This window comes from Mycobacterium sp. AMU20-3851 (assembly GCF_043974665.1).
GTDB lineage: Bacteria > Actinomycetota > Actinomycetes > Mycobacteriales > Mycobacteriaceae > Mycobacterium.
This window is the reverse complement of record NZ_CP146371.1, coordinates 5580717-5606285: the sequence shown is the minus strand read 5'-3', so window position 1 is coordinate 5606285 and position 25569 is coordinate 5580717. Positions and strand designations below refer to the sequence as shown.

Genomic DNA, 25569 nt, shown 5'->3' with positions numbered 1-25569 from the left:
CAGTTGGAGGAATTGTGCAGCGACTAGCTGACTTTGTCGTGCGGTGGCCGTTGGCCGTCATCGGGATCTGGCTGGCGCTGGCGGTGGCGCTGCCGCTGACCGCGCCCAGCCTGAACGACATGGCCCAGAAGAACCCGTTGGCCATGCTACCCGGGGAGGCTCCGTCCAGCGTGGCGGCCCGGCAGATGGAGGAGGCCTTCCAGGAACCCGGCACCGACGACCTGCTGCTGGTCGTGCTGACCGACGAGGACGGCCTGGGCCCCGAACACGAGGCCACCTACGCCAAATTGGTGGACGCCCTGCGCGACGACCAGCAGAACGTCGTGATGATCCAGGAGTTCATCGGCACCCCGGCGCTGCGCTCGACGCTGACCAGCAAGGACGAGAAATCCTGGGTGCTGCCGGTCGGTCTGGCGGGCGCGCTCGGTACGCCACAGTCGTATTCGTCCTTCAAGGCGGTCTCGGAGACCATCGCGCAGACCACCGCGGGCGGCCCACTGGAGGTCCAGCTGGCCGGGCCGGCCGCCACCGTCGCCGACCTCACCGTCGCCGGTGAGAACGACCGGCTGCCCATCGAGATCGCCATCGCGGTGATGGTGCTGTTGGTGCTGCTCATCGTCTACCGCAACCCGGTCACGATGATGGTGCCGCTGGTGGGCATCGGGATGTCGCTGGTGATCGCCCAGGCGGTGGTGGCCGGACTGTCGGACCTGACCGGCATGGGGGTCTCCAACCAGGCGATGATCCTGCTGAGCGCCATCATCTTCGGCGCCGGGACCGACTACGCGGTGTTCCTGATCAGCCGCTACCACGATTTCGTCCGCAAGGGCTCGGACTCCGACCAGGCCGTCCGTCAGGCGCTGGCCTCCGTCGGCAAGGTGATCACCGCCTCGGCGGCCACGGTCGGTGTGACCTTCCTGGCCATCAGCTTCGCCAAGATGGGCGTCTTCTCCACGGTCGGCACCTCCGCCGCGGTCGGTGTCGGCGTGGCGTTCCTGGCTGCGATCACGTTGCTGCCCGCCATCCTCACCCTCATCGGGCCGCGCGGGTGGATCAAACCCCGCAAGGAACGCACCTCACGGATGTGGCGCAAATCGGGTGCCCGCATCGTGCGCCGCCCGTGGACCCATCTGGTCGCCAGCCTCATCGTGCTGCTGTTGCTCGCCGGTCTGTCCGGGTTCGCGACGTTCAACTACGACGACCGCAAGGCGGTCGACGCCGCGGCGCCCAGCTCACTGGGGTACGCGGCGATGGAACGACATTTCGACGTCAACCAGCTCATCCCGAGCTACGTCCTGATCCGGTCCCCGAAGGATCTGCGCAATCCGGAGGCGCTCGCCGACCTGGAGAAGCTGGCCGAACGGATCACCCAGCTCCCCGATATCGAGATGGTCAGCGGGATCACCCGCCCGTTGGGCGTGGTGCCGCCGGAGTTCCGGGCCACCTATCAGGCCGGCATCGTCGGGTCCCGGCTCGCCGACGGGGCGGCCATGATCAGTGACGGCACCGCCGACCTGAACCGGCTGGCCGAGGGCGCGGACACGCTGGCCGCCAGCCTGGGCGACGTCCGCGGGCAGGTCGGCACGATCGCCGGCAGTCTGCAGCAGATGGTCGATGCGTTCGCCGCGCTGCGCGGCCAGTACGGCGGCGACAAGCTGGTCCGCAATGTCGAGATCGCGGCCAAATTGGTCGCCAGCGTCAACAAGCTCGGCAACGAGATGGGCGTGAACCTGATGGCGACCCGGGACCAGTTCGCCTGGGTCGGGCCGATCCTGGCCGCCCTGCACGGCAACGTGGTCTGCGACCTCGACCCGTCGTGCAGCCAGACCCGCATCCACCTGTCCCGGCTGGCGGCCGCCCGCAACGACGGCACGCTCGCCGAGATCGAGGATCTGTCGGGGCAGTTGGAGTCGTTGCAGGACCGGCAGTCGCTCAATGCCGCGCTCAACCAGGTCGGCACCGCCTTCACCCGGCTGACCGAGGCGATGCAGTCCATGGGACTGGACAGCCCCGATGGCGCGCAGGCGACCCTGGCGCAGCTGCGGCAGGGCTCCGACCGGTCGGCCAAGGGCAGTCGGCAGGTGGCCGACGGGGTGGACCAGATCGTCGAGCAGGTCAAGGTGATGCGCACCGGCCTGGACCAGGCGGCCGCCTTCCTGCTGTCGATGAAGGAGAACGCCGCGGCTCCGGCCATGGCGGGCTTCAACATTCCGCCCGAGATCCTGCTGATGGAGGACTTCAAGGCGGCGACCAAGGCCTACGTCTCACCCGACGGGCACTCGGCGCGCTACCTGGTCTTCACCAAACTCGATCCGTTCAGCCCGGAGGCGATGGATCAGGTCACCGCCATCGAGGATGCCGCGCGCAGCGCCTTGCCGAACACCGCGCTCGCGGACGCCTCGGTGTCGATGGGCGGCTATCCGGTGGCGCTCGCCGACACCCGCGACTACTACGAGAACGACATCCGGTTCATCGTCATCGTGACCGTGATCGTGGTGTTGCTGATCCTGATGGCGCTGCTGCGGGCGGTCATCGCGCCGTTGTATCTGGTTGGCTCCGTGGTGGTTTCCTACTTCGCCGCGCTCGGCATCGGGGTGCTGGTGTTCCAGGTCCTCCTGGATCAACAGCTGCACTGGTCGGTGCCGCCGCTGGCCTTCGTGGTGCTGGTCGCCGTCGGCGCGGACTACAACCTGCTGCTGGTCTCGCGGATGCGCGACGAGGCTCCGCTGGGCCGGATCGGCATCATCCGCACCCTGAGTTCGACCGGCGGCGTGATCACCGCGGCCGGCCTGATCTTCGCCGCGTCGATGTGGGGTCTGCTGTTCGCCAGCATCGGTACTGTGGTGCAGGGCGGGTTCGTCATCGGCATCGGAATCCTGCTGGACACCTTCCTGGTCCGGACCGTCACCGTGCCCGCCATGGCCACGTTGGTCGGCAAGGCGAACTGGTGGCCATCACGACTGACACGGCGGGAGAGCAGCAGGGCATGAAGAAGCTACTCGCGGCGACCACCGCCTTCCTGAGCATCGGTGTCGTCGGCCCGCTGGGCGTGGGCATCGCCACCGCCGACGAGCCGCCGCCGACCCCGGCGGACTTCGACCGGCCGGGACCCGCCCGCGCCATCGAGGGCCGGGGCTACGCACTCGGCGGCGCGCACGTGATGGGCATCCCGTACGACGAATACATCATGCGCACCGGGGCCGAGTGGTTCCCGGACCTGAATCGGCAGATCGTCGACTACCCCGCGGGCCAGGTCCAGGGCCACACCCTGGAGCGGCTCTTCCCGGGTATCGGCCGTCTCGACGACAACTTCCCGGGTCTGGGCATCGACGGTCCCAGCTACGGCGAGTCGATCGACGTCGGCGGGCCGAACCTGTTGGCCGCGATCCGCGAGGGTGGCCCGGGCATGGCGATCGGCCTGTCCGAGGGCGCGTCGGTGCTCGACGATGTGCGGGCCCGGCTGGCCAACGACCCGACCGCCCCGCCGCCCGATCAGCTGGCCTTCGCCACCTACGGAAACCCGGTGGGCAAGCACGCATTCGGCGAGAGCTTCCTGAGCCAGAACTTCCCCGTCGGCAGCGTCGTACCCTCACTGGATTACCGGATGCCGGCCCCGGTGGAGAGTCAGTACGACTCGCATCTGTTCGTCTCGGCCTACGACAGCATCGCCGACTGGCCGCAGCGCCCGGACAACTGGATCTCGGTCGCCAACGCCATCGTCGGGTTGGCCACCGGGCACACCGCGGTCGCGTTCACCAACCCGAAAATGGTGCCGCCGCAGAACATCCGGACGACGGTCAACTCCCGGGGCGCCCGGACGACGACCTACATGATTCCCGAGGAGCACCTGCCGCTGGTGCTGCCGTTCAAGTACCTCGGGGTCGACAAGGGCACGCTGATGCAGCTGGATGCGATCCTCAAGCCCTATGTGGACGCGGGTTACACCCGCAACGACGATCCCGCGACGGCGCCCATCACGGTGGACCCGGTCAACGGGTACGACCCCGCCGAGGTCACCGCACCGGCCACCCAGGCCGCGTTCGGCGGCGGCGCGGATCCGGTGTCGCAGTTGATGGCAGGTCTGCAGTACGTGCTCAACAACCCGCCGAAGTAGCTCCTCACCAGCCGGCCAGGCCCACCCCGAGCAGGACGACGCCCACCACCGCGACCATGGTCGCCACCCCGCGCCGGCCCTGTGCCTGCAGCCAGTCGTTGAGTGCGGCGAGCCGGGCGCGGGTGCGCTCCGGTGCAACAAGGTAAGCCAGCAGCGGGATCTCGACGAGGGCGAAGGCCACCACGTTGAAGGTCAGCAGGGCGGCCAGGCGGGTCGTGGAGCTGACGTCGGCGGTGCCGATGACGGCCAGTGCCGCCAGGTAGTCCACCGAGGGCAGTGCGATACCCAGTCCGGCCGCCGATGCGACCCACAGCGACTGGCCCGCCAGCAGACGGGTCAGCCACGGCGGCCGGGCGCGCGGGCGCGCGGTGGTGAGTGCCAGCACGGCCGCGGCCAGCAAGGCCAGCACGCCGATGGCGACCTGCACCCGGGGCAGGGTGAAGTGCGCCGACTCCGGCAGCCGCGACTCCAGCAGGAACAACACCACCATGCCGACCGTCAGGCCCATCAGGAAGCCGCCGCACAGGAAGGCGGTGAGCTGCAGCAGCGGGCGGGGCCGGTTGAGCATCAGCACCGACATCCCGATGCGGAACGGCTCCAGGCTGACCGCGACGGCCATGACCAGCAGGGTGATCCACATGGCGGCGCCGGTCAGGCGTCCAGCCGCACGAACTGTCCTTGCCGGTGTTGCTCGACGCACGCCGAGCGACGGATCTTGCCGCTGGTGGTGGTCGGGATGGTCCCGGGAGCCACCAGCACGATATCGGCGACCTGTAGGCCGTGTGCACGTGAAACGGCGGCGGTCACATCGCTTTTCACGCTCGACAACTCATGGTCGTCATCGCGTTTCTTGAATTCGATGATGGTGACCAACTTTTCGCTGTTCTCGTCTTCCACCGCGATGGCCGCCACCCGTCCGCGGGTGATCTCGCGGACGGTCGCTTCGATGTCCTCGGAATAGTGGTTGCGCCCCCGCACGATCAGCATGTCCTTGATGCGCCCGACGATGAACATCTCTCCGTCGGAGATGAATCCGCGGTCCCCGGTGCGCAGCCAGCCGTCCTTCGGGAGGTCCGCGGGTCCATCGAGAAGTGTTGCCCCGAAACCGGTCCCGGTCTGATCTGGTTTACGCCAGTACCCGGCGGACACGTTCTCACCGTGCGTCCAGATCTCGCCGACGGTGCCCTCCGGGCAGGGCCGGCGGGTGTCGGCGTCGACGATGAGCACCAAGGGTGAGGGTGCCACGCCGTAGCGCAGCAGCGGTGTCCCGCCGGGTCTGCGGATCGCCCGGCCCTCGGCGAGTTCGTCGCCTCCGAAGTCGACGGCCTCGGGGACCCGTCCCCGGCTGCCGCTGGCCACGAAGACCGTCGCCTCGGCCAGGCCGTAGGACGGCATCAGGGCTTCGGGCCGGAAACCGAACGCACCGAAGCGTTCGTTGAAGCGCTCCACGGTGGCCGGGTCGACACGTTCCGCCCCGCAGATCAGACTGATGACCCCACTCAGGTCGAGGTCCGCGATCTCGGTGTCGTCGGTGCGCCGGGCGGCGAGGTCCAACGCGAAGTTGGGTCCTCCGGTCACCACGGTGCGGTGCCGGGCCATCGCCTGCAGCCACCGCGCCGGGCGGGTGAGGAAGGCGATGGGGCTCATCAGGTCGCCGGGCACCCCGCCCAGGATGGGCGCCGCAACCCCGAGCATCAGACCCATGTCGTGATAGAAGGGCAGCCAGGAGACCAACGCGCTGCCCGGTGGGAACGTGCCGCCGAACTGGGGCAGATAGTCCGGCATCAATTGCTCGAAGTTGGCGTACAGGTTGCGGTGGCTGATCATCACCCCGGCCGGTGCCCGGGTCGACCCCGAGGTGTACTGCAGGTAAGCGATGTCGGGGCCGTCGGGCACATCGGCGTGCTCGGGTTCGGGGGAGTCCAGATCGAGGGTGTCCACGGCGATCACAGCGATGACGGCCGCGCCGTCGTCCACGTACTGCGCGGCCACGTCGAACAGCGCGGCGGTGGTCAGGACCACCGCGGGCTCGGTGTCGGTGACAACCGCGCTGGTGCGTTCGTCGTGCGCGCCGGGTACCGGCGCCGACAGCGGGACCGCGATGTACCCGGCCTGCATCGCGCCCAGGAACGCCACGATGTAGGGCAGGCCCTGCGGCGCGATGATCAGCGCCCGGTCCCCGGGGGACCCGTGCTGGCTGAGTTCCTCGGCCAGGTTGAGGGTGCGCCGGTAGAGCTGCGCGTAGGTGAGCGTCTCCGCGACACCGTCGGGGTCGCGGTCGTAATCGGTGAACGTGAAGGCTGTGTCGTCGGGCGAAACACCAGCGCGTTCCCGCAGCACGGTCAGGATGGACGCGTTGGGCATGGGGGTCAGGCTACTCATTGCGTTCAGCTTGAGCGTGACCATGGCCACCGCGACGGTTCGGGGGCAGGATCGGGGCGTGGTTTCTGTGCAAACGGCGTTGCCCGTCGTCGATCTCCGTGATGAGCCGGCCGCGTTGCGGCAGCGGCTCGGCAGGGTCGCGCACGAGGTGGGGTTCTTCTATCTGACCGGCCACGATGTGCCCGAGGAGCTGGTCTCCCGGGTGCTGGCGGCATCGCGCCGCTTCTTCGCGTTGCCGCAGGCCGACAAGGATGCGATCGCGATGGTCAACAGTCCGCATTTCCGGGGCTATACCCGGTTGGGTGGGGAACTGACCGGGGGAGCGGTGGACTGGCGCGAGCAGATCGACATCGGGCCCGAACGGGTCCCGCTGGCCGACCCGGCCGAGGAGTATCTGCGCCTGCAGGGCCCCAATCAATGGCCGGTCGGGCTGCCGGAGTTCCCGGAGGTCCTGGCCGAATGGGACCGCGAACTGGCACGGGTCGGGCGGACGTTGTTGGCCCACTGGGCCGCGGCCCTGGGCAACCCGCCCGAGGTGTTCGACGCCTCGTTCGCGGACACCCCGGCCACCCTGATCAAGGTGATCCGCTACCCGGGCGGGGTGGCGTCGGAACAGGGGGTGGGGGCCCACCGCGATGCCGGGGTGTTGACTCTGCTGCTGGCCGAACCGGGCAGCAGGGGGCTGCAGGTGCGGGGCCCGGATTCGACGTACATCGATGTCGACCCGCTGCCCGGGGCGCTGATCGTGAACATCGGCGAGATGCTGGAGATCGCCAGCGGCGGGTATCTGCGGGCCACCGAACACCGGGTGCAGATCCAGGACCGGGAGCGGCTGTCGGTGGCGTGCTTCTTCAACCCGCGGCTGGACGTGCAGGTGCCGGTGCTGCAACTGCCCGCCGACCTGCAGGCCCGGGCCCGCGGGGTCACCGATGACCCGTCCAACGACCGGATCTATGCGGTGTACGGCCGCAATGCCTGGAAGAGCCGCGTGCGTGCACACCCCGACGTGGCCACCGCGCACCTCTACGGGCGGGCGTAGCTGGGCGGGCATGAGTGTGTGAAGATGGAGATGTTATGAGCGACACAGATCTGAGCCCAGCCTCGCTGCGCGAGGCGTTCGGCCATTTCCCGACCGGAGTCATCGCCATCGCCGCCGAGGTCGACGGTGTGCGGGTCGGCCTGGCGGCCAGCACCTTCGTGCCGGTGTCGCTGGACCCGCCGCTGGTGTCGTTCTGCGTGCAGAACTCATCGGAGACGTGGCCCAAGCTCAAGGGCCTGCCGTCGCTGGGCATCAGTGTGCTCGGCGAGTCACATGATGCGGCCGCCAAGACCTTGGCAGCCAAGACCGGCGATCGGTTCGCCGGGCTGGAGACCCAGTCGCGCGACAGCGGCGCGGTGTTCGTTGACGGCACCAGCGTCTGGCTCGAGACCACCATCGCCCAGGAGGTCCTGGCCGGCGATCACACCATCGTGGTGCTGGAGATCAGCGACGTCGTCGTGCACGATGTGCCGCCGATCGTGTTCCACCGCAGCACGTTCCGCAAGCTCGGCAACTGAGCCTGCGTAACGTCAGGGCCGCGACGCCAGCTGCTCGCGATATCCGCTGATCCGCTGTTCCAGCTCGGCGGCGTCCTCAGGTCTGCCTTCCTTGCGGGCCAGCTCCGCGCGGGCCGTGAGCTCGCGGATCGCCGTGCGAATATCGTTGACGCTGATCGTTTCTCGCTGTGACATAGCAGTGCCCCTCCAATGTCGATTGGCCACTGAGTCCGAGCGTACGCGCGAAAAAACAAAAGGCCACCCGCCAATGTGAAACGGCTGCGGAGATATCCAGGATTCTCCGCAGCCGTTTCACATTCGAGGTGGATTAGCTGCGCTGTCTGCTCTTCGCGCGGGCGCTCATCGCAGCTGTCTGCTCTTCGCGCAGGCGCTCATCGCCGGAAAAGCTTGTTACCCAACCAAACAATCGGGTCGTACTTGCGGTCCGCGACCCGCTCCTTCATCGGGATCAGCGCATTGTCGGTGATCTTGATGTGTTCGGGGCAGACCTCGGTGCAGCACTTGGTGATGTTGCACAGGCCCAGCCCGTGCTCCTCCTGGGCGAGATCCTTGCGGTCCACGGTGTCCAGCGGATGCATGTCCAGTTCGGCGATGCGCATGTGGAACCGCGGGCCGGCGAAGTTCTGCTTGTTCTCCTCGTGGTCACGCACCACGTGGCAGACGTTCTGGCACAGGAAGCACTCGATGCACTTGCGGAACTCCTGGCTGCGGTTCACGTCCTCCTGCTGCATCCGGTACTCACCGGGCTGCAGATCCTTCGGCGGGGTGAACGACGGGATTTGGCGAGCCTTCTCGTAGTTGAAGGACACATCGGTCACCAGGTCCCGCATCACCGGGAAGGTGCGCAGCGGAGTGATGGTCACGGTCTCGTTCTCGTCGAACGTCGACATCCGGGTCATGCACATCAGCCGCGGCCGACCGTTGATCTCCGCCGAACAGGATCCGCACTTGCCGGCCTTGCAGTTCCACCGCACCGCCAGGTCGCCGGCCTGGGTGGCCTGCAGCCGGTGCACGATGTCGAGCACCACCTCACCGTCGTTGACCTCGACGGTGTAGTCCTGCAGGTCGCCGCCGCTCTCATCGCCGCGCCAGACCCGCAGCTTCGCGTTATAGGCAGCCATGTCTCAGCCCTTCCGCTCGGGGTGCTCGGTCAGTTGGTCGTCGGTGTAGTACTTCTCCAGTTCGGAGAGCTCGAAGGTGGCCAGCAGGTCGGGCCGCATCACCGGCTGCTGCTCGGCCTCGACGGTGATGTCCGGAACGACGGCATCACCCGCCGTGCCTTCTGCGGCGCGGCAGACCAACAGCTTGTTGCGCCACTGGTTGTCCATCTGCGGGAAGTCGTCGCGGGTGTGCCCGCCGCGGCTCTCGGTGCGCTGCAGCGCCGCCTTGGCGACGCACTCGCTGACCAGCAGCATGTTGCGCATGTCGATCGCCAGGTGCCATCCCGGGTTGAATATGCGGCCGCCCTCGACGAACACGTTGGCGTAGCGCCTCTTGAGCTCGTCGATCTTGACCAGAACCTCTTGCAGCTCAGCCTCTTTGCGGATGATGCCGGCCAGGTCGTTCATCGACTGCTGCAGCTCGGCGTGCAGCGTGTACGGGTTCTCCGGGTTGGCCTTCGGGGCGAACGGATCCAGCGCCAACTCAGTGGCCGCCTGCAGCGCCTGCTCGCTGACGGCGGGCCGGGCCGGCAGGGCCCGCACGTAATCGGCCGCGCCCAGTCCGGCCCGGCGGCCGAACACCAGTAGGTCGCTCAGCGAGTTACCGCCGAGGCGGTTGGAGCCGTGCATCCCGCCGGAGCACTCGCCGGCGGCGAACAGGCCGGGGGTGGCCGCGCCGCCGGTGTCCGGGTCGACCTCGATCCCGCCCATCACGTAATGGCAGGTCGGTCCGACCTCCATCTCGTCCTTGGTGATATCCACCTCGGCCAGCTCGATGAACTGGTGATACATCGAGGGCAGCCGGCGTTTGATCTCCTCGGCGGGCATCCGGGAGGCGATGTCGAGGTAGACACCGCCGTGCGGCGAACCGCGGCCGGCCTTGACCTCCTCGTTGATGGCGCGCGCCACCTCGTCGCGGGGCAGCAGGTCCGGGGTGCGCCGCGCGGAGTCGTTGTCCTTGAGCCACTGGTCGGCTTCTTCTTCGGTTTCGGCGTACTGCCCCTTGAACACGTCGGGGATGTAGTCGAACATGAACCGCTTGCCCTCGGAGTTCTTCAGCACCCCGCCGTCACCGCGTACGCCCTCGGTGACCAGGATGCCCTTCACCGACAGCGGCCAGACCATGCCGGTCGGGTGGAACTGGATGAACTCCATGTTGATCAGACCCGAACCCGCGCGCAGCGCCAGCGCGTGCCCGTCGCCGGTGTACTCCCACGAGTTCGACGACACCTTGAACGACTTGCCGATGCCGCCGGTGGCCAGCACCACCGCGGGCGCCTCGAACAGGATGAACTCGCCGGTCTCGCGCCAGTACCCGAAGGCGCCGGCGACCTTACCGTTGTCCAGGATCAGTTCCGTGATCGAGCATTCGTGGAAGACCTTGATGCGGGCCTCGTAGTCCCCGAGTTCGCGCTTGTCCTCCTGCTGCAGCGAGACGATCTTCTGCTGCAGGGTGCGGATGATCTCCAGGCCGGTGCGGTCACCGACGTGCGCCAGCCGCGGATAGGTGTGCCCACCGAAGTTGCGCTGACTGATCCGGCCGTCCTTGGTGCGGTCGAACAGCGCCCCATAGGTTTCCAGCTCCCAGACCCGGTCCGGGGCCTCCTGGGCGTGCAGTTCGGCCATCCGCCAGTTGTTGAGGAACTTGCCGCCGCGCATGGTGTCACCGAAGTGCACCTGCCAGGAGTCCTTGGTGTTGACGTTGCGCATCGCCGCGGCGCAGCCGCCCTCGGCCATCACGGTGTGGGCCTTGCCGAACAGCGATTTGGTCACCACCGCAACCCGGAGGCCGCGTTCCCGGGCCTCGATCACGGCGCGTAGCCCCGCCCCGCCCGCGCCGATCACGACGACGTCGTAGGTGTGCCGTTCCAGGTCACCCATTCCAGAATCCTCACTAGTGTTGTATTTCGGTACGAATTGCCTTGTCAGCCAATGAATCGCAGGTCACTGATGGTTCCGCTGGCGACCAGCATGATGTAGAAATCGGTAAACATCAGGGTGCCCAGGGTGATCCACGCGTACAGCTTGTGCCGGGTGTTCAGCTTGCTGATCTGGGTCCACATCCAGTACCGGATCGGGTGCTTGGAGAAGTGCTTGAGGCGTCCGCCGGCGACGTGCCTGCAGGAGTGGCACGAGACCGTGTAGGTCCACAGCAGGATGACGTTGATGACCAGGATGATGTTGCCCAGACCCAGACCGAATCCGCCGCCGGGTTTGGCGAAGGCGATGACCGCGTCGTAGGTGTTGATCACCGAGATGATGACCGCGATGTAGAAGAAGTACCGGTGGGTGTTCTGGACGATCAGCGGGAACCGGGTCTCGCCGGTGTATCTGGCGTGCGGTTCGGCGACTGCGCAGGCCGTCGGGGACTGCCACACCGAGCGGTAGTAGGCGCCCCGGTAGTAGTAGCAGGTCAGCCGGAACAACAGCAGGAACGGCAGTGACACCGCCGCATAGGGCAGCCACCAGACATCGGGCAGGAACTGGCCGAAGTGGCTGGCTTCGGGCACGCACCCGGTACTGATGCAGGGTGAGTAGAACGGCGTGAGGTAGCCGTACTCCGCGACGTAGTAGTTGTTCTGCAGGAACGCCCGCACCGTCGCGTAGATGACGAACGCGGCGAAGCCGAGATCGGTGATCAGCGGCGATTTCCACCACGCGTCGGTGCGTAGTGTGCGCTGCTTGATTCGCGCTCTGGTGGGTGAGAAGACGCCGGTGCCTTGAGGATTCGAGGTCGGTGCGCTCACTGAGTTCCCTCTTCTTCTGTTGTAGGTGACGATGCGCCGCAGAGTTGTTGCTTCCTCGCGCGAGCGCTCGTCAGAGGTCTTACCGGCTGCCGCCGAGGCCCTCGTCGTCGACGCCCTGCCAGAAGTCACTGGCGTAATCGGTGTCGGGGATGGTGACCTTCTCAGCGGCTCGGGGGTGTGCGGGCGTCCCGCGCATCTCCAGTTCCGCGGCATCGATGTCCAGCCGGTCTATATCGTTGAGCATGCGTTCGGCGTCGTTGACGATGCGGCGCATCGCGGGGGCGTCGCCATAACGGGCGCGCAGCGATGTGACGCAACGGCGAAGGTTGCCGATCAGTTCGTGCAGTTCGGCAAGCTCGGTCGTGGTGGACATCGGGCGACCTCCTTGGGCTGAAGGGTGTCAGGAATCACAGTACGCATTCGATGTTAGCCACAACACGTTGTTGAGAGTGAGACAGATCACGTCTTCGTTTCCGGAAAGGTACATAGATGTCCCAGCAAGATCTCCAGCCCAAGGCCGCCGCCCTGTTGGCATTGCATCAGCCCGGCAACCCCGCCATCCTGCCCACGGTGTGGGACGCCTGGTCGGCGAAAACCGCGGTGGAGGCGGGATTCACGGCGCTGACCGTGGGTAGTCACCCGGTCGCGGACTCGGTGGGCAAGCCCGACGGCGAGGGGATGAGCTTCGACGATCTGGTCACCCGGGTCGCCCAGATCACCTCCGCTGTCGACGCGCCGGTCTCGGTCGACATCGAGTCCGGCTACGGCGAGTCGGCCTCCCGGCTGATCGAGGGTCTGCTGTCGGCCGGAGCGGTCGGACTCAACATCGAGGACACCGTGCACTCCGAGGGCGGGCGTATCCGCACCGACGAAGAGCACGCCGCGCTGGTGGGTGAGCTCCGTAAGGCCGCCGATGCGGCCGGCGTGCACGTGGTGATCAATGCGCGCACCGACCTGTTCCTGCGCCAGGTCGGCGAGGAGTCCGATCGTTTCGAGCGGGCGGTGGCGCGCCTGAAGCTGGCCGCCGAGGCCGGCGCGGACAGCCTGTACCCGGTGGGACGCCACGACGACGACACCTACCGCCGGCTGGCCCAGGAGCTGCCGCTGCCGATCAACGCGATCGCGCTGCCCGGCCAGGACGACCCGGCGCGGTTCGGTCCGCTCGGTGTCGGCCGGATCAGCTTCGGCCCGTTGCTGCAGGGCGCGCTGACCGAGCGGATCAACGAGCTCCTGGCCCGCTGGACCTGACCTCTTTCCGCCCAAAGGAACAAACGGGCGGAAAAGTCCCAGGAAGCACCCGCCAAAACGGCGATCTCGGCGCAGGCCCGGCTCTCACAAAGCTCCCGGCGCACATGTGAGGACACCGTGACGGCCGATTCACACGAGGGCACATTGCGGCAATATCGGCTCCCTACCGTCGCGGTATGCAATCAGCCAAGCATGTGGTCGTGGTCGGACACGGCATGGTCGGACACCGGTTCGTGGAGGCCCTGCGGGCCCGCGACACCGAGGGCAGCTGGCGGGTCACGGTGCTCTCCGAGGAGGCCGACGCCGCCTATGACCGGGTCGGGCTGACCGGCTACACCGAGCACTGGGACCGCGCCCAGCTGGCGCTGCCGGGCAACGACTACGCCGACGACGACGGGGTCGTCCTGCATCTCGGGTCGGCGGCGTCCACCATCGACCGGGAGGCCAGGACGGTCACGCTGGCCGACGGACGGTCACTGGACTACGACGCGCTGGTGCTGGCCACCGGTTCGTACGCGTTCGTCCCACCGGTCCCCGGCCGCGACCTCCCGCAGTGTCACGTCTACCGCACCCTCGACGACCTGGACGCCATCCGGGCCGGCGCCTTGGCCGCGCTCACCACCAAGACCCCGGTCGGCGTGGTGATCGGCGGCGGTCTGCTCGGGCTGGAAGCGGCAAACGCGTTGCGGGGCTTCGGTTTGAACACCCACGTCCTGGAGATGTCCCCGCACCTGATGGCGGCCCAGCTCGACGAGGCCGGCGGCGCCGTGCTGACCCGGATGATCCGGGGCCTGGGTATCGAGGTGCACACCGGGGTCAGCACCGAGAGCATCCACCCCGCCCAGAAGAACCAGCCGCTGCGCAAATCGCAGTCCTCCGACGCGGTGCGGGTGTCGCTCAACGACGGCAGCAGCATCGAGGCGGGTGTCGTCATCTTCGCCGCCGGTGTGCGCCCGCGCGACGAACTGGCCCGCCAGGCCGGCCTGGAACTTGCCCAGCGCGGTGGCGTCATGACCGACCTGTCCTGTGTGACAAGCGATCCCCACATCTACGCGGTCGGCGAGGTGGCCGCCATCGAGGGCCGCTGCTACGGCCTGGTGGGCCCGGGCTACACCAGTGCCGAGGTGGTGGCTGACCGGTTGCTCGGCGGGGAGGCCGAGTTCGGTGAGGCCGACATGTCGACCAAGCTGAAGCTGATGGGTGTCGACGTCGCCAGTTTCGGTGACGCCAAGGGCCATACGCCCAACAGCCTGGACGTCGTCGTCAACGATCCGGTCAAGCAGACCTACGCCAAGCTGGTCCTCTCCGACGACGCCAAGACGCTGCTCGGCGGCATCCTGGTCGGCGATGCCTCGGCGTACGGGGTGCTGCGCCCGATGGTGGCCAGCGAGCTGCCCGGTGACCCGCTGTCGCTGATCGCCCCGGCGGGCAGCGGTGACGGCGCAAGCGCCCTGGGCATCGGTGCGCTACCGGACATCGCGCAGATCTGCTCGTGCAACAACGTCACCAAGGGCGATCTGAAGGAAGCGATCTGCGGCGGCTGCACCGATGTGGCGGGCCTGAAGAAGTGCACGCTGGCCGGCACCTCGTGCGGATCCTGCGTGCCGCTGCTCAAACAACTGCTCGAAGCCGAGGGGGTCGAGCAGTCCAAGTCGCTGTGCGAGCACTTCAGCCAGTCCCGCGCCGAACTGTTCGAGATCATCAGTGCCACCGAGATCCGTACCTTTTCCGGCTTGGCCGAGAAGTTCGGCACCGGAAAGGGTTGCGACATCTGCAAACCCACCGTCGCCTCGATCCTGGCCTCGACCAGCTCGGACCATGTGCTGGGCGGCGAGCAGGCCTCGCTGCAGGACTCCAACGACCACTTCCTGGCCAACATCCAGAAGAACGGCAGCTACTCGGTGGTGCCGCGGGTGCCCGGAGGCGACATCACCCCCGAGCAGCTCATCCTGATCGGGGAGATCGCCCGCGACTTCGATCTCTACACCAAGATCACCGGTGGCCAGCGCATCGACATGTTCGGTGCCCGGGTGGATCAGCTGCCCGAGATCTGGCGTCGGCTGGTCGAGGGAGGTATGGAATCAGGTCAGGCCTACGGTAAGTCGCTGCGCACGGTGAAGAGTTGTGTCGGCAGCGACTGGTGCCGTTACGGGCAACAGGATTCCGTGCAGATGGCCATCAGGCTGGAGTTGCGCTACCGCGGCCTGCGGGCGCCGCACAAGATCAAGATGGGGGTGTCGGGGTGCGCCCGTGAATGTGCCGAGGCCCGCGGCAAGGACGTCGGTGTGATCGCCACCGAGACCGGCTGGAATCTGTACGTGTGCGGCAACGGTGGCATGACGCCCAAACACGCGCAGCTGCTGGCCGGCGATCTCGACGACGAGACGTTGATCCGGTACATCGACCGGTTCCTGATGTTCTACATCCGCACCGCCGACCGGCTGCAGCGCACCGCCCCGTGGCTGGACGCCCTCGATGGTGGCCTGGATCATCTGCGCGATGTCGTGTGTGGTGACTCACTCGGCCTGGCAAGCGAATTCGAGGCCGCCGTGGAGCGGCACGTGGATGGCTACGCCTGCGAATGGAAGGGTGTGCTCGACGATCCGGAGAAGCTGTCACGCTTCGTCTCCTTCGTCAACGCGCCCGAGGTCGCGGACCCGACCATCGAGTTCACCGAGTCGTTCGGCCGCAAGGTGCCGATCGGCATGCCGAAGATGCGTCCCGTACAGGAGGCCTCATGACCCTGCTCGATGACCGCAAAGAGATGGATGCGCAAGGTGATTCGGAGTGGACTCCGGCCTGCGCCTACGAGCAACTGCTGCCCTGCCGCGGTGTCGCGGTGCTGATGCCCGGCGGCGATCAGGTCGCGTTGTTCCGGCTCGACGACGGTGCGCTGCACGCGGTCGGCAACATCGATCCGTTCTCCGGGGCGGCGGTGATGTCCCGCGGCATCGTCGGGGATCGGGCCGGTAGGGCCTGCGTTCAGTCGCCGATCAAGAAGCAGGCCTTCGCGCTGGATGACGGTGTGTGCCTGGACGATCCGTCCGTCACGGTGCCGGTGTACCGCACCCGGATCACGCCGGACGGTTACGTGCAGATCGCTGGGTAGCCTCGGTCGGTCCCCAGTAGGCGCCCCGGCCGCTACCCGGCCGGCGTTCCACGTCGCCGCGCCGCTGCAGCACCGTGAGGTTGCGGTAGACGGCCTCGATGACGGCCGGCGAGGCATGCTGTGTGTGCAGGTGATCGCGCAGCTCGGATGTCGTCATCGGCTGATCGGCGTCCTGCAGTGCGGCGAGTAACTGCGCGCGCAGCTGCTCACTCCCCCCCAACGAAGACATTTGCCCGATCCTAGTCCAGGGCAACGGCCTCTGAAGAATCGCCAGCTCACGCCGCTCGGGTCAAGCGGCGCTGGGCATCTGCACGGCAGCCGCCCGCCGGAACCGGCCGGCGATCAGCCGGATCATGCCAGGGTGGATGCCCAGCGGCGCACTGACGACGTCCGCCCCGGAGGCCCGCAGCCGGTCCTGGAAGAGTCCGTCGGCGAGCAGATAGGATGCCACCGCGACCCCCTTCTCGCCCCGACGCTCACGGGCCGCCTCGACGGCATCGGCGACCGTCGGCGCACCGGTGGCCGCATAGCCGAGTTCGACACGGTCGCCGGTCAGCGCGGACAGCATGGCCGCGGTCTGCCGCAGATCGGACTGGGCCCCGGCATCCGAGGTGCCCGCAGCCGCGAGAATCACCGAATCACCTGGACGCCAACCGGATTCGAAAAGTCGGTCGGCGAGTACGCGGACCGTGCCGGGGCACGGGCCCAGCGGCCGGGTGACGGTGACCGCCGGATGGGTGCTGGCCGCGACATGGGCCGGCACGTCGACACGGACGTGGTAACCGGCGGCCAGGAAGGCCGGCACCAGCACGGCCGGTCGGTGCTGGGGGAGGCCGTCGAGCACCTCGGTGGGGGTCGGGCCGAGCACGTCGACGAACGCGACGTGCACCTCGCGCCCGAGCGTCTGCCCGACCCGGCGGGCCAGATCCTGCACCATGGACACGCCGCCGGGTTTCCGCGTGCCGTGGGCCACCAGCACCGCGGAGGTATGCCTGTTCATGCGGCTCCGATCGGATACTCGTCGACGGCCAGGCGGTATCCGCGCTTCACCACCGTCGACACGATGTTCTTGTCGCCCAACGCTGTTCGTAACCGCAGCACCGCGGTCTCCACCGCGTGGGTGTCGGTGCCGCTGCCCGGCAGCGCGCTGAGCAGATCGAACCGGGACACCACCGCACCCGGGCGGTGGGCCAGCGCCCGGATGGTGGCCATCCCGGCCGGCGGCAGTTCCTTGACCACGTCGTCGACAAGCACACAGGTGCCGCGGATCTCCAGCAGGTGCCCGGCCACCCGCATGCGGCGGGACTGCAGCAGCGGCAGCTCGTCGGTGATGTGCCGGGCCAGCGCACCGAGGCGCATCCGTTCGGGAGCCGATGTCGGCACCCCGAGCCGCACCAGCGGGCGGGCGGTCACCGGGCCGACGCACATGGCGTGCACGTTGGTGCGAAGCGCGTTGAGCACCGCGGCCTCCACCCCGAGATCGCCGGCCCGCATCAACAGGGCGGCCACCGCCGGGGCGGAGGTGAAGCTGACCGCGTCGAACCGCTGCTCGGCGATGCCGAGGACCAGCTGGTCGAACGGGCCGTTGCGGGGAGCAGGGTTCCACCGATACACCCGGATCGGCACCACGTCGGCCCCCGCGGCCCGAAGCTCGTCCAGGAACTCGGGGAACGGGTCCCAGTCGTCGTTGCTGCCGTGCAACTGGACGGCGATCCGGGACCCGACGATGCCGCCCTCCAACAGGTAGTGCAACAGTTCGCGGGAGGACTCGGATTCGGGTGACCATTCCTCGGGCAGGCCGGCGGCGCGCAGCGCGCCGGTGGCCTTCGGGCCACGCGACACGATGCGGGCGTTGCCCAGCGCGGTGGTCAGTTCGTGGGCCAGTCCCCAGCCGTCGGCGGCGGCGATCCAGCCGCGCAGCCCGATGCCGGTGGTGGCGATGACGATGTCGGGCGGGGTGGCGATCAGCGCCTCGGTGTTGTGTCGCAGCTCGGCGTCGTCCGGCAGCGGCACCATGCTGATGGCGGCCGCGCTGGTCACATCGGCGCCGCGGCGGGTCAACAGGGCGCTCAGCTCTTCGGCGCGCCGGGCCGAGGTCACGGCGACCCGGAACCCAGTGAGCGGAGCCCAGTCAGGTCCAGTCATGACACCTGTGTATTCAGTCCGTGTTTCTCCGGTGTTACCCGGCGGTTGCGCAGGAGTGTCGCCCCGGGTCGGGGCACGAAGAGCGCTGCGGGCATGGGTCCAGAGATTAGGAGCGTTTTGTTGCGCCATCGCTGCTCGCGATAACCCGGCAGTGAACTTCCGCTCACCGCCGCCGGCGGCGGGTTGTGAGGCCGGCCGGCTCTACCAGACGTCACCGTCGCGCCAGTCGCAGATGAGATCGGCCGACGTGTCCAGCTCGACGCTGACCGGTAGGACGTACACCCCGCCGTCGTCCTCCGGGGTGCGGGTGACACCCGACGGCGCCAGCACCGAGGTCGGTCCCGTCCACTGCTGCCAGCCGCGCGGCAGGTACAGCGCCAGCCCGGCCTCCGAGGCTCCCAGCGCGCCCAGCTGATAGGCGCCGCGCAGTACCTGTTCCAAAGCGTCCATGACGGCGGTGGCCAAGCCCTGACCACGCCAGTCCTCGCGCACCGCGACCGCTTCGATGTAGCCGCAGCGCAGGGCGGTCCCGCGGTAGAGCAGCCGGCGCTGTACCACCGCGCCGTGCGCGATGATGGCGCCGCGGTGCCCGATCAGTGCGTGCATGCCGCCCAGCGCGTGCTCCCAGTCGGCGTCGGTGAATGCGTCGTCGGCGGTGCCGAACGCCTCGACCACCATCCGGTGCGCATCGGCGCGGGTCTCGGCATCCAGGTCGGCGGTGTGGATCAGGCGAGCGGTGTGAACCTCGCGCACCGCGCCGTGCCCCTGCAAGTGACTGCGCACAAGTGCGTTTCTACCACCAATCCGCGCTGCTGGATCAGAACGGACGGCGCGGCCGCGACCAGTGCAGCCGCACCGTCTGGCCGGGCCGGGTCTGGCCCAGCTTGTCGATGTCCTCGTCGGCCACGACGCCGATCACCGGATAGCCACCGGTCACCGGGTGATCGGGGCCCAGGATCACCGGAAACCCGTTGGGCGGGATCTGGATCGCCCCGCGGGTGGCGCCCTCGCTGGGCAGCTGGCGGTCTGGCCAGCGGTAGTCCAGCGGCATGCCGACCAGCCGCATCCCGACCCGGTCGCTGCGGTTGGTCACCAGCCAGTTGGTGCGCACCAGGATGTCGGGGTCGACGAACCAGTCGTCCCGGGGGCCGGGCACCACCTTCAGTTCGAGGATGTCGGGTTCGATGGTGCCCACCGGGGCCTGATCGAGTTCGGGGAACTCCGCGGTGTGCTCACCCACCGGCAGCACGTCGCCGGCCTGCAGCGGTGCCGGCCCGATGCTCGACATCACGTCGTAGCTGCGCGATCCCAGCACCGGCTCCACGTCGATGCCGCCGCGCACCGCGAGGTAACTGCGCAAGCCGGAGTGCGGTGCCCCCAGCGAGATCACCTCACCGTCGTGGGCGTAGTGAATGCTGTTGGTGCCGAAAGGAATCCCGTTGACGGCCGGGTCGGTGTCGGCGCCGGTCACCGCGATGGTGATGTCCCCGCCGCGGACCCGCGCGGAGAACCCGCCGAAGGTGACCTCGACGGTGGCATGCTCGCCCGGGTTGGCGACCAGCCGGTTGGCCAGGGTGTGCGCCCGGCGGTCGGCCGCGCCGGACCGGCTCACCCCCATGTGGGCCAAGCCGGGCCGGCCCAGGTCTTCGACGAGGGCCAGCGGCCCGGTCCGCAGGACTTCCAGCGTGACGCTCATGCGATTACCTCGCAGGCTCGGGTCTCGCATGCCGATTGTCGATTTGCTCCGCAAGCGTTGCTCATGAGACCTCCCGGAATGCGACGGTCATGCCCGGCATCAGCAGGGCGGGGTGCTCACGTGTCACGTCGAACAGCAAGGCGTCGGTGCGGCCGATCAGCTGCCAGCCGCCGGGGGACACCCGCGGATAGATGCCGCTGAACTCACCGGCCAGACCCACCGAACCGGCCGGCACTCGGGTGCGGGGTTCATCCCGGCGGGGCACCTGCAGGCGCGGGTCGCCGCCCACCAGGTAGGCGAATCCCGGCGCGAATCCACCGAATCCGACGCGCCACAAACTGCCGGTGTGGGCGGCCACGACCTCGGCGGGGCTGAGCCCGGTCAGATCGGCCACCGCCTGCAGATCCTCACCGTCGTAGGTGACATCGATGACCACATCGGGGTGCTCGGCGGTGACGGTTTCCCGAGCGGTGTACTCGGGACGCAGTTTTCCGAGCCGTTGCCGGGTCGGGGCCTGATAGCGCGGGCCGGCCAGCTTGATCAACACGGTGCGCGATGCCGGCACGATGTCCAGGACGCCCGGGAGCCCGGCCTGTTTCAGCGTCTCGGTCCACGCCAATACGTCCGCGGTGCTGTCGAACTCGACCAGCAACGCCTGATCGCCATAGTCACGAACGGTGCCCAGTGCGCCGGGCGCCTTGATTTCCGTTGTCACGCTCATCTACCGAAGCTACCGCCGGGTAGCTTGTTTTTCGAGGGCTCTGCGGACTTTGCCAGACAGCCCTTAACAGGGCCTCATGCGCGATCCGCCTTCGGCTCCTCGCTGACCGCTGAAAGTGCGGGCTGATAGGTCGGTTCGCGCCGCTTGATCACCGCGATCACCCGGTAGGTCACCGGCAGCATGACGACCTCGATGACCGTCTTGTAGAGCCAGCCCAGCGCGGCGTAGACGACGAAATCCCGGAAGCTGGTGATGCCGATGGCGTTGGCGGCGATGGCGCAGAACACCAGGGTGTCGCCGAGTTGGCCGCCGAAGGTGGAGCCGATCAGCCGGGCCCACAGGTGCTTCTCCTTGGTGCGCTCCTTGATCTTCACCACCAGCCAGGCGTTGATCGTCTGACCGACCAGGAATCCGGCCAGGCCCGCCACGATCAGCTGCGTGTAGGCGTGCACGACGTTCTCGAAGTGGGGTTGGTTGACGTAGAAGTCGGCGGCCGGCAGATAGATGGTCACCCAGAACGCCAGGGCGGCCAGGGCATTCATCGCGAAGCCGACCAGGATGGCCCGGCGCGCCGCCTTGAATCCGTACACCTCGGAAAGCACGTCGCCGATCACGTAGGTCAGCGGGAACACGATGAAACCACCGTCGGTGATGATCGGGCCGAAGGCCACGCCCTTGGTGGCGGTGACGTTGGAGATGATCACCAGGGCGGTGAAGACCGCGACCAGCACCGGATAGTAGGCCGAACCGGCCTTGGCGTAGGTGGGGCGCTGCTGCTGCTCGACCGTGCTGTTCACCCGGACATTCTCGCAGGCCGCGATCAGCCCAGTGCGGTGCGCAGCATCGGCGGCAGCGCATCGGCCACCGCCGGCAGCGACAGCGGCGAGCTGAAGATGATCGCCGCGCCGAGGTCACGGCCGGTAAACACGTTGCGCGGGCCCAGCTCGGCAACGATCGGGTCGGCGGACAGTGTCGCGATCTCGGCGTCGTCGGCGGTCCAGATCAGCACGTCGGCCGCGCCGAGCACCTCGGCCATCCGGTCGCGTGGCACGGTGGGGTCGACGTCCGGCACCTCGAAGCCCAGTTGGGTGAGGAACTCGGTGCGCCAGCCCGGCGGCGTGACGAGCGCGTCCCCACCGTCCAGGCTGCCCTGCAAGAGCAGTGCGCGTTTGCCCTTGAACACGGCGTTCTCGGTGCCCAGGGCGGTGAACCGGTTGTCGATGTCGGTGATGAGCTGCTGCATCTGGTCCTGCTTGAACACCGCCGCCCCGATGGCCTCGGCCTGGTCCTTCCACGGTTCGAAGAACGCGTCCGGGCCGGACTGCGCGACGGTCGGGGCGACGTTCGCCAACCGGGTGTAGGTGTCGCGGTCCAGCCCGGCGTTGGTGGCGATGATCAGGTCCGGGTTCAGCGCGGTGATGGCCTCGAAGTTCAGGCCGTTGTCCAGATTGAGGACGGCCGGTTGCGCACCGCCCAGGGCTGGGGCCGCCCACGGCCACACGCCGAACGGCTGGCCGCCGAACCATTCGGTCACCCCGATCGGGATCACCCCGACCGCCAGCAGACAGTCCTGGCCGGTCAGGCCGGCGCTGACCACCCGGGTGGGCGGGGCGGGCACCTTGGTCTCACCGAAGGCGTGTTCGACGGTCACCGAGCCGTCCTCGGCGACGGCTCCCGGTGGCGTGGAGCGGCAGCCCGCCGCGGCCGCCGCCGAACCGGCGGCGAGCGCCAGCAGGAAACCTCGCCGGGACCAGGTTGACGGCACGCCGTGAGCGTAGCTGCTAACCGACGGTGAAGTTCCCGAAGAGCAAGGTCGCCAGGCCGAGGGCGGCCACGATGTTCACCACGGTCGCCGAGGCGAACAGCGCGATCGGGCGCCACCCCGCCTCCCGCAGACCACGCAGCGAGAACTCCAGTCCGATGGCGACGAAGGCGAAGATCAGGAACCAGGTGCGCAGATCGTTGACGGTCGAGATGTCGGCCTTGTCCCCGCCCCACAACAGGTACAGCGTGCCGATGACGGACGCTGCGATGAAGCCGAGCACGAACTTGGGGAACCGGTCCCAGAACTCGCGCAGCGACGGCCGTGCTTGCGACCCCGACTTTCGTTCGACCTTCAGCGCGAAGTACGCGGTCAGTGCGATCGCGACGATGCCGATCAGCGCGTTCTGGGTGGTCTTGACGATGGTCGCGATCTGCAGCGCGTCCTCGCCGGCGATCGCCCCGGCCGCCGCCACCGCCGCGGTGGTGTCGATGTTGCCGCCGATCCAGGCCCCGGCGACCGCATCGGAAAGCCCGAAAACCGATGCCAGCCAAGGTAACAGGAAGATCGACGGGAGTGCGAAGATGATCACCAGGGATGCCGCGTAGGCCAGCTGTTCGCGTTTGGCCTGAACCGCACCCGCGGCCGCGATCGCCGCGCTGACCCCGCATATCGACACCGCCGAGGCCAGCAGTGCCCGCAGCTTGTCGTCCAGGCCGAGCCGGCCGCCCAGCCACCAGGTGAACCCGAACACGATGGTGATCAGCAGCAGGGCCTGGATGATGGCCGGTCCGGCGGCGGTGACCAGGAGTTTGAGGTTGATCGACGCGCCGAGCAGCACCAGTCCGGTCTTGATGAAGAACTCGGTGCGGAAGCCGCTGGCGAGCGCGTCGCGCAGGGCGAGTTTGGACAGCACCACATTGCCGAGCAGCCCCAATGCGATCGCGTAGACCGGGAACTCGATCGACTTGGCCACTTTGGCCAGCGGGGTCCCGGCCGCCCAGCCGGGCACCTGCTGTTCAAGGAAGCGGGTGGCCGCACCGAGGGCGATCACCACGAGCACCCCGGCGACGGCGTAACCGAGGCCCCGACGTTCCGCGGTGTCCTTCCCGGCGGTGACGTCCTCGGTCTCGGTCACGGGATCACGCTGCCGGGGATGGCGCCGAGCAGGACCAGGGCGAGCAGCGTCAGTCCGACGATGACGGCCAGCCAGTCCTCGTTCAGTTTCGCGGGTTGGGACATGGCCCGGACTTTAGGGCGCCGGGTGTCGGTGCTCACCGGTTGTACTCAGCGGGAATCGAACATCAGCCGAGCACGCCCAGCGCGGCGAGCAGCGCCTCGCGGTGCGCGATGAACTGCGGGTTGCGGTAGGTGCGCTCGGCACCGTCGGTGAATTCGAGTTGCCGGTCGGCCACGAATCGGCCGTTGTCGAGCACCAGTACCCGGTCGGCCAGCGCCACCGCCTCGTCGACGTCGTGGGTGACCAGCAGGACCCCGGGCCGGTACTTGGTGCACAGATCCTGCAGCAGACCGTGCATGCGGATCCGGGTCAGCGCGTCGAGCGCGCCGAACGGTTCGTCGGCCAGCAGCAGGGACGGGTTGCGGACCAGCGAGCGGGCCAGGGCGACGCGCTGCTGCTCGCCGCCGGACAGTTCGTAGGGCCAGGCCTGCTCCCGCCCGGGCAGCCCGACGTCGGCGAGCACAGCCGAACCGCGTTGTGCGCTACCACCTCCGGTCAAACCGAGGGTGACGTTGTCGAGAACCCGGGACCAGGGCAGCAGCCGGGAATCCTGGAACACCACCGAGACGTCACGGGTGACGAACAGATCCCCGGCGCCGTCGACTCCGTGATCGAGCCCGGCCAGCGCGCGCAGCAGGGTGCTCTTACCGGATCCGCTGCGGCCCAGCAGTGCGACGAACTCACCCTGGTGGATGGTCAGGTTGACCGCGTCGAGGATCACCTTGTCGCCGAAGGAGCGGGTGACATCGCGCACCACGGCGACGGGATCGCCGTAACGCGAGACGGTTTCGGCGCTCAGTTGCCCAGTGCGCGTCGCCACGACAGCGCCCTCCTCTCGACGGCGCGGACGATGTAGTCACCGGTCAGGCCGAACACCGCGTACACCACCAGGCCGACCACCACGATCTCCAACTGCCCGTACAACCGGGCCTGGGTCATCAGGAAGCCGATGCCCTGGGTCGCGTTGACCTGTTCGACGACCACCAGCGCGGTCCAGGAGATGGTGACGGCCAACCGCAGACCGGTGAAAAAGCCCGGCAGCGCACCGGGAATCGCGACCTTGCGGATGAACTGGGCGCGGGACAGCCCCACGGTCTCGGCCAGTTCGACGTGGCGCAGATCGACGCCCTTGAGCTGTGCGGTGGTGTTGATGTACACCGGGATCAGCACGCTGGTGGCAATGATGATGATCTTCATGGTGTCGCCGATGCCGAACCAGATGATCGCCAGCGGGATGATCGCCAGCGTCGGGACCGCCCGCTTGACCTGGATGGGGCCGTCGACGATCGCCTCCCCGATCCGGCTCAGCCCCGAGATCAGCGCCAGCGCCAGGCCGAGCGCCACCCCGATCACCAGCGAGATCGAGGCGAGCTTGAGGGAGGCAAGAATATTGGTGGGCAACCGGCCGTCGGCCCACAGTTCCCCGGCGGTGCGGGCGATCTCGAAGGGGTGCGGCAGCGTACCCGGGTCGAGAATGCCCAACTCCGAGGTGATGAACCAGATGGCCAGCAGCAGCAGCGGTCCGATGGCCAGCGCGGCCGGGATGGCCCGGCCCGGCCCGAGGCGCCGGCGGCGGGCAGATCCCGAGCGGTGCTCCAGGTTCGGGTAGCTCTCGGCGGACGGGCGCCCGGTCGGCGCGAGATCGGCGGGTGCGGTCTGAATGTCGGTCACTGGTATCCCCCCGGACC

25 protein-coding genes are annotated in these 25569 nt (G+C 68.1%); 7 read left to right on the top strand and 18 right to left on the bottom strand.

What is annotated here, in order from left to right; translation table 11 throughout:
• The first annotated feature begins 14 nt into the window (after positions 1 to 14).
• Both V4U86_RS26930 and pe read left to right on the top strand, forming a co-directional pair.
• Positions 15 to 2990, top strand: a complete 2976-nt coding sequence (locus tag V4U86_RS26930; protein ID WP_395308893.1) for an RND family transporter — start codon at positions 15 to 17, stop codon at positions 2988 to 2990.
• A complete protein-coding gene (gene pe, locus V4U86_RS26925) occupies positions 2987 to 4114 on the top strand; it encodes an acyltransferase PE (protein ID WP_395308892.1) in 1128 nt (375 codons plus the stop codon). The genes V4U86_RS26930 and pe overlap by 4 nt, the downstream gene beginning before the upstream one ends.
• A 4-nt stretch (positions 4115 to 4118) precedes the next feature.
• On the opposite strand, the gene V4U86_RS26920 is transcribed toward pe, so the two are convergent.
• Positions 4119 to 4754: a GAP family protein gene (locus tag V4U86_RS26920; RefSeq protein WP_395308891.1), complete on the bottom strand. Its 636-nt coding sequence runs from the start codon at positions 4752 to 4754 to the stop codon at positions 4119 to 4121.
• A gap of 11 nt (positions 4755 to 4765) precedes the next feature.
• Positions 4766 to 6478 (bottom strand): AMP-binding protein, encoded by a 1713-nt coding sequence (locus tag V4U86_RS26915; RefSeq protein ID WP_395308890.1) that lies wholly within the window; start codon positions 6476 to 6478, stop codon positions 4766 to 4768.
• 40 nt (positions 6479 to 6518) lie between these two features.
• Between V4U86_RS26915 and V4U86_RS26910 the strand changes: the two genes are divergently transcribed.
• Positions 6519 to 7535, top strand: coding sequence for an isopenicillin N synthase family dioxygenase (locus V4U86_RS26910; RefSeq protein ID WP_395312228.1), 1017 nt, complete (start codon positions 6519 to 6521; stop codon positions 7533 to 7535).
• Between the two features lie 35 nt (positions 7536 to 7570).
• Positions 7571 to 8053, top strand: a complete 483-nt coding sequence (locus tag V4U86_RS26905) for a flavin reductase family protein (RefSeq protein WP_395308889.1) — start codon at positions 7571 to 7573, stop codon at positions 8051 to 8053.
• Between the two features lie 12 nt (positions 8054 to 8065).
• Here V4U86_RS26905 and V4U86_RS26900 read toward each other — a convergent pair whose 3' ends face one another.
• The 5 genes from V4U86_RS26900 to V4U86_RS26880 form a co-directional block, all read right to left on the bottom strand.
• Entirely contained in the window at positions 8066 to 8227 is a 162-nt protein-coding gene (locus V4U86_RS26900) for a hypothetical protein (protein WP_395308888.1), read from the bottom strand.
• A gap of 197 nt (positions 8228 to 8424) precedes the next feature.
• A complete protein-coding gene (locus V4U86_RS26895) occupies positions 8425 to 9174 on the bottom strand; it encodes a succinate dehydrogenase/fumarate reductase iron-sulfur subunit (RefSeq protein ID WP_395308887.1) in 750 nt (249 codons plus the stop codon).
• A gap of 3 nt (positions 9175 to 9177) precedes the next feature.
• Positions 9178 to 11094: a fumarate reductase/succinate dehydrogenase flavoprotein subunit gene (locus V4U86_RS26890; RefSeq protein WP_395308886.1), complete on the bottom strand. Its 1917-nt coding sequence runs from the start codon at positions 11092 to 11094 to the stop codon at positions 9178 to 9180.
• Between the two features lie 44 nt (positions 11095 to 11138).
• Positions 11139 to 11960 (bottom strand): hypothetical protein, encoded by an 822-nt coding sequence (locus V4U86_RS26885; protein ID WP_395308885.1) that lies wholly within the window; start codon positions 11958 to 11960, stop codon positions 11139 to 11141.
• Positions 11961 to 12039: 79 nt separating this feature from the next.
• Positions 12040 to 12333, bottom strand: a complete 294-nt coding sequence (locus V4U86_RS26880; RefSeq protein WP_395308884.1) for a hypothetical protein — start codon at positions 12331 to 12333, stop codon at positions 12040 to 12042.
• A gap of 116 nt (positions 12334 to 12449) precedes the next feature.
• Here V4U86_RS26880 and V4U86_RS26875 point away from each other — a divergent pair, with 116 nt between their 5' ends.
• The 3 genes from V4U86_RS26875 to nirD all read left to right on the top strand — a co-directional run bounded on the left by V4U86_RS26875 (position 12450) and on the right by nirD (position 16317).
• Positions 12450 to 13208, top strand: a complete 759-nt coding sequence (locus V4U86_RS26875) for an isocitrate lyase/PEP mutase family protein (RefSeq protein ID WP_395308883.1) — start codon at positions 12450 to 12452, stop codon at positions 13206 to 13208.
• Between the two features lie 176 nt (positions 13209 to 13384).
• A complete protein-coding gene (gene nirB / locus V4U86_RS26870) occupies positions 13385 to 15949 on the top strand; it encodes a nitrite reductase large subunit NirB (RefSeq protein ID WP_395308882.1) in 2565 nt (854 codons plus the stop codon).
• Positions 15946 to 16317 carry a nitrite reductase small subunit NirD gene (nirD, locus tag V4U86_RS26865; protein ID WP_395308881.1) on the top strand — a complete coding sequence of 124 codons (372 nt, stop codon included), beginning with the start codon at positions 15946 to 15948 and terminating at the stop codon, positions 16315 to 16317. The genes nirB and nirD overlap by 4 nt, the downstream gene beginning before the upstream one ends.
• Here the strand turns inward: nirD and V4U86_RS26860 are convergent.
• The 11 genes from V4U86_RS26860 to V4U86_RS26810 form a co-directional block, all read right to left on the bottom strand.
• The gene (locus V4U86_RS26860; protein ID WP_395308880.1) at positions 16283 to 16546 is read right to left on the bottom strand and encodes a Fur family transcriptional regulator; all 264 of its coding nucleotides are present in this window, start codon (positions 16544 to 16546) and stop codon (positions 16283 to 16285) included. The genes nirD and V4U86_RS26860 overlap by 35 nt on opposite strands.
• A 60-nt stretch (positions 16547 to 16606) precedes the next feature.
• Positions 16607 to 17317: a sirohydrochlorin chelatase gene (locus tag V4U86_RS26855; RefSeq protein ID WP_395308879.1), complete on the bottom strand. Its 711-nt coding sequence runs from the start codon at positions 17315 to 17317 to the stop codon at positions 16607 to 16609.
• Positions 17314 to 18462, bottom strand: coding sequence for a uroporphyrinogen-III synthase (locus V4U86_RS26850; RefSeq protein WP_395308878.1), 1149 nt, complete (start codon positions 18460 to 18462; stop codon positions 17314 to 17316). Before V4U86_RS26850 ends, V4U86_RS26855 begins: the two co-directional genes overlap by 4 nt.
• A gap of 201 nt (positions 18463 to 18663) precedes the next feature.
• On the bottom strand, positions 18664 to 19245 hold the full coding sequence (locus V4U86_RS26845; RefSeq protein WP_395308877.1) for a GNAT family N-acetyltransferase: 582 nt from the start codon (positions 19243 to 19245) through the stop codon (positions 18664 to 18666).
• Positions 19246 to 19279: 34 nt separating this feature from the next.
• Positions 19280 to 20158: a 5-oxoprolinase/urea amidolyase family protein gene (locus V4U86_RS26840; protein ID WP_395308876.1), complete on the bottom strand. Its 879-nt coding sequence runs from the start codon at positions 20156 to 20158 to the stop codon at positions 19280 to 19282.
• 61 nt (positions 20159 to 20219) lie between these two features.
• Positions 20220 to 20879: a 5-oxoprolinase subunit B family protein gene (locus tag V4U86_RS26835; protein ID WP_395308875.1), complete on the bottom strand. Its 660-nt coding sequence runs from the start codon at positions 20877 to 20879 to the stop codon at positions 20220 to 20222.
• A gap of 74 nt (positions 20880 to 20953) precedes the next feature.
• On the bottom strand, positions 20954 to 21676 hold the full coding sequence (locus V4U86_RS26830) for a queuosine precursor transporter (protein ID WP_395308874.1): 723 nt from the start codon (positions 21674 to 21676) through the stop codon (positions 20954 to 20956).
• Between the two features lie 23 nt (positions 21677 to 21699).
• A complete protein-coding gene (locus V4U86_RS26825) occupies positions 21700 to 22644 on the bottom strand; it encodes an ABC transporter substrate-binding protein (RefSeq protein WP_395308873.1) in 945 nt (314 codons plus the stop codon).
• A 16-nt stretch (positions 22645 to 22660) separates the two neighbouring features.
• The gene (locus V4U86_RS26820; RefSeq protein WP_395308872.1) at positions 22661 to 23779 is read right to left on the bottom strand and encodes a YeiH family protein; all 1119 of its coding nucleotides are present in this window, start codon (positions 23777 to 23779) and stop codon (positions 22661 to 22663) included.
• A gap of 166 nt (positions 23780 to 23945) precedes the next feature.
• The gene (locus V4U86_RS26815; RefSeq protein WP_395308871.1) at positions 23946 to 24701 is read right to left on the bottom strand and encodes an ABC transporter ATP-binding protein; all 756 of its coding nucleotides are present in this window, start codon (positions 24699 to 24701) and stop codon (positions 23946 to 23948) included.
• Positions 24677 to 25552, bottom strand: a complete 876-nt coding sequence (locus tag V4U86_RS26810) for an ABC transporter permease (protein WP_395308870.1) — start codon at positions 25550 to 25552, stop codon at positions 24677 to 24679. The genes V4U86_RS26815 and V4U86_RS26810 overlap by 25 nt, the downstream gene beginning before the upstream one ends.
• Positions 25553 to 25569: the final 17 nt, after the last annotated feature.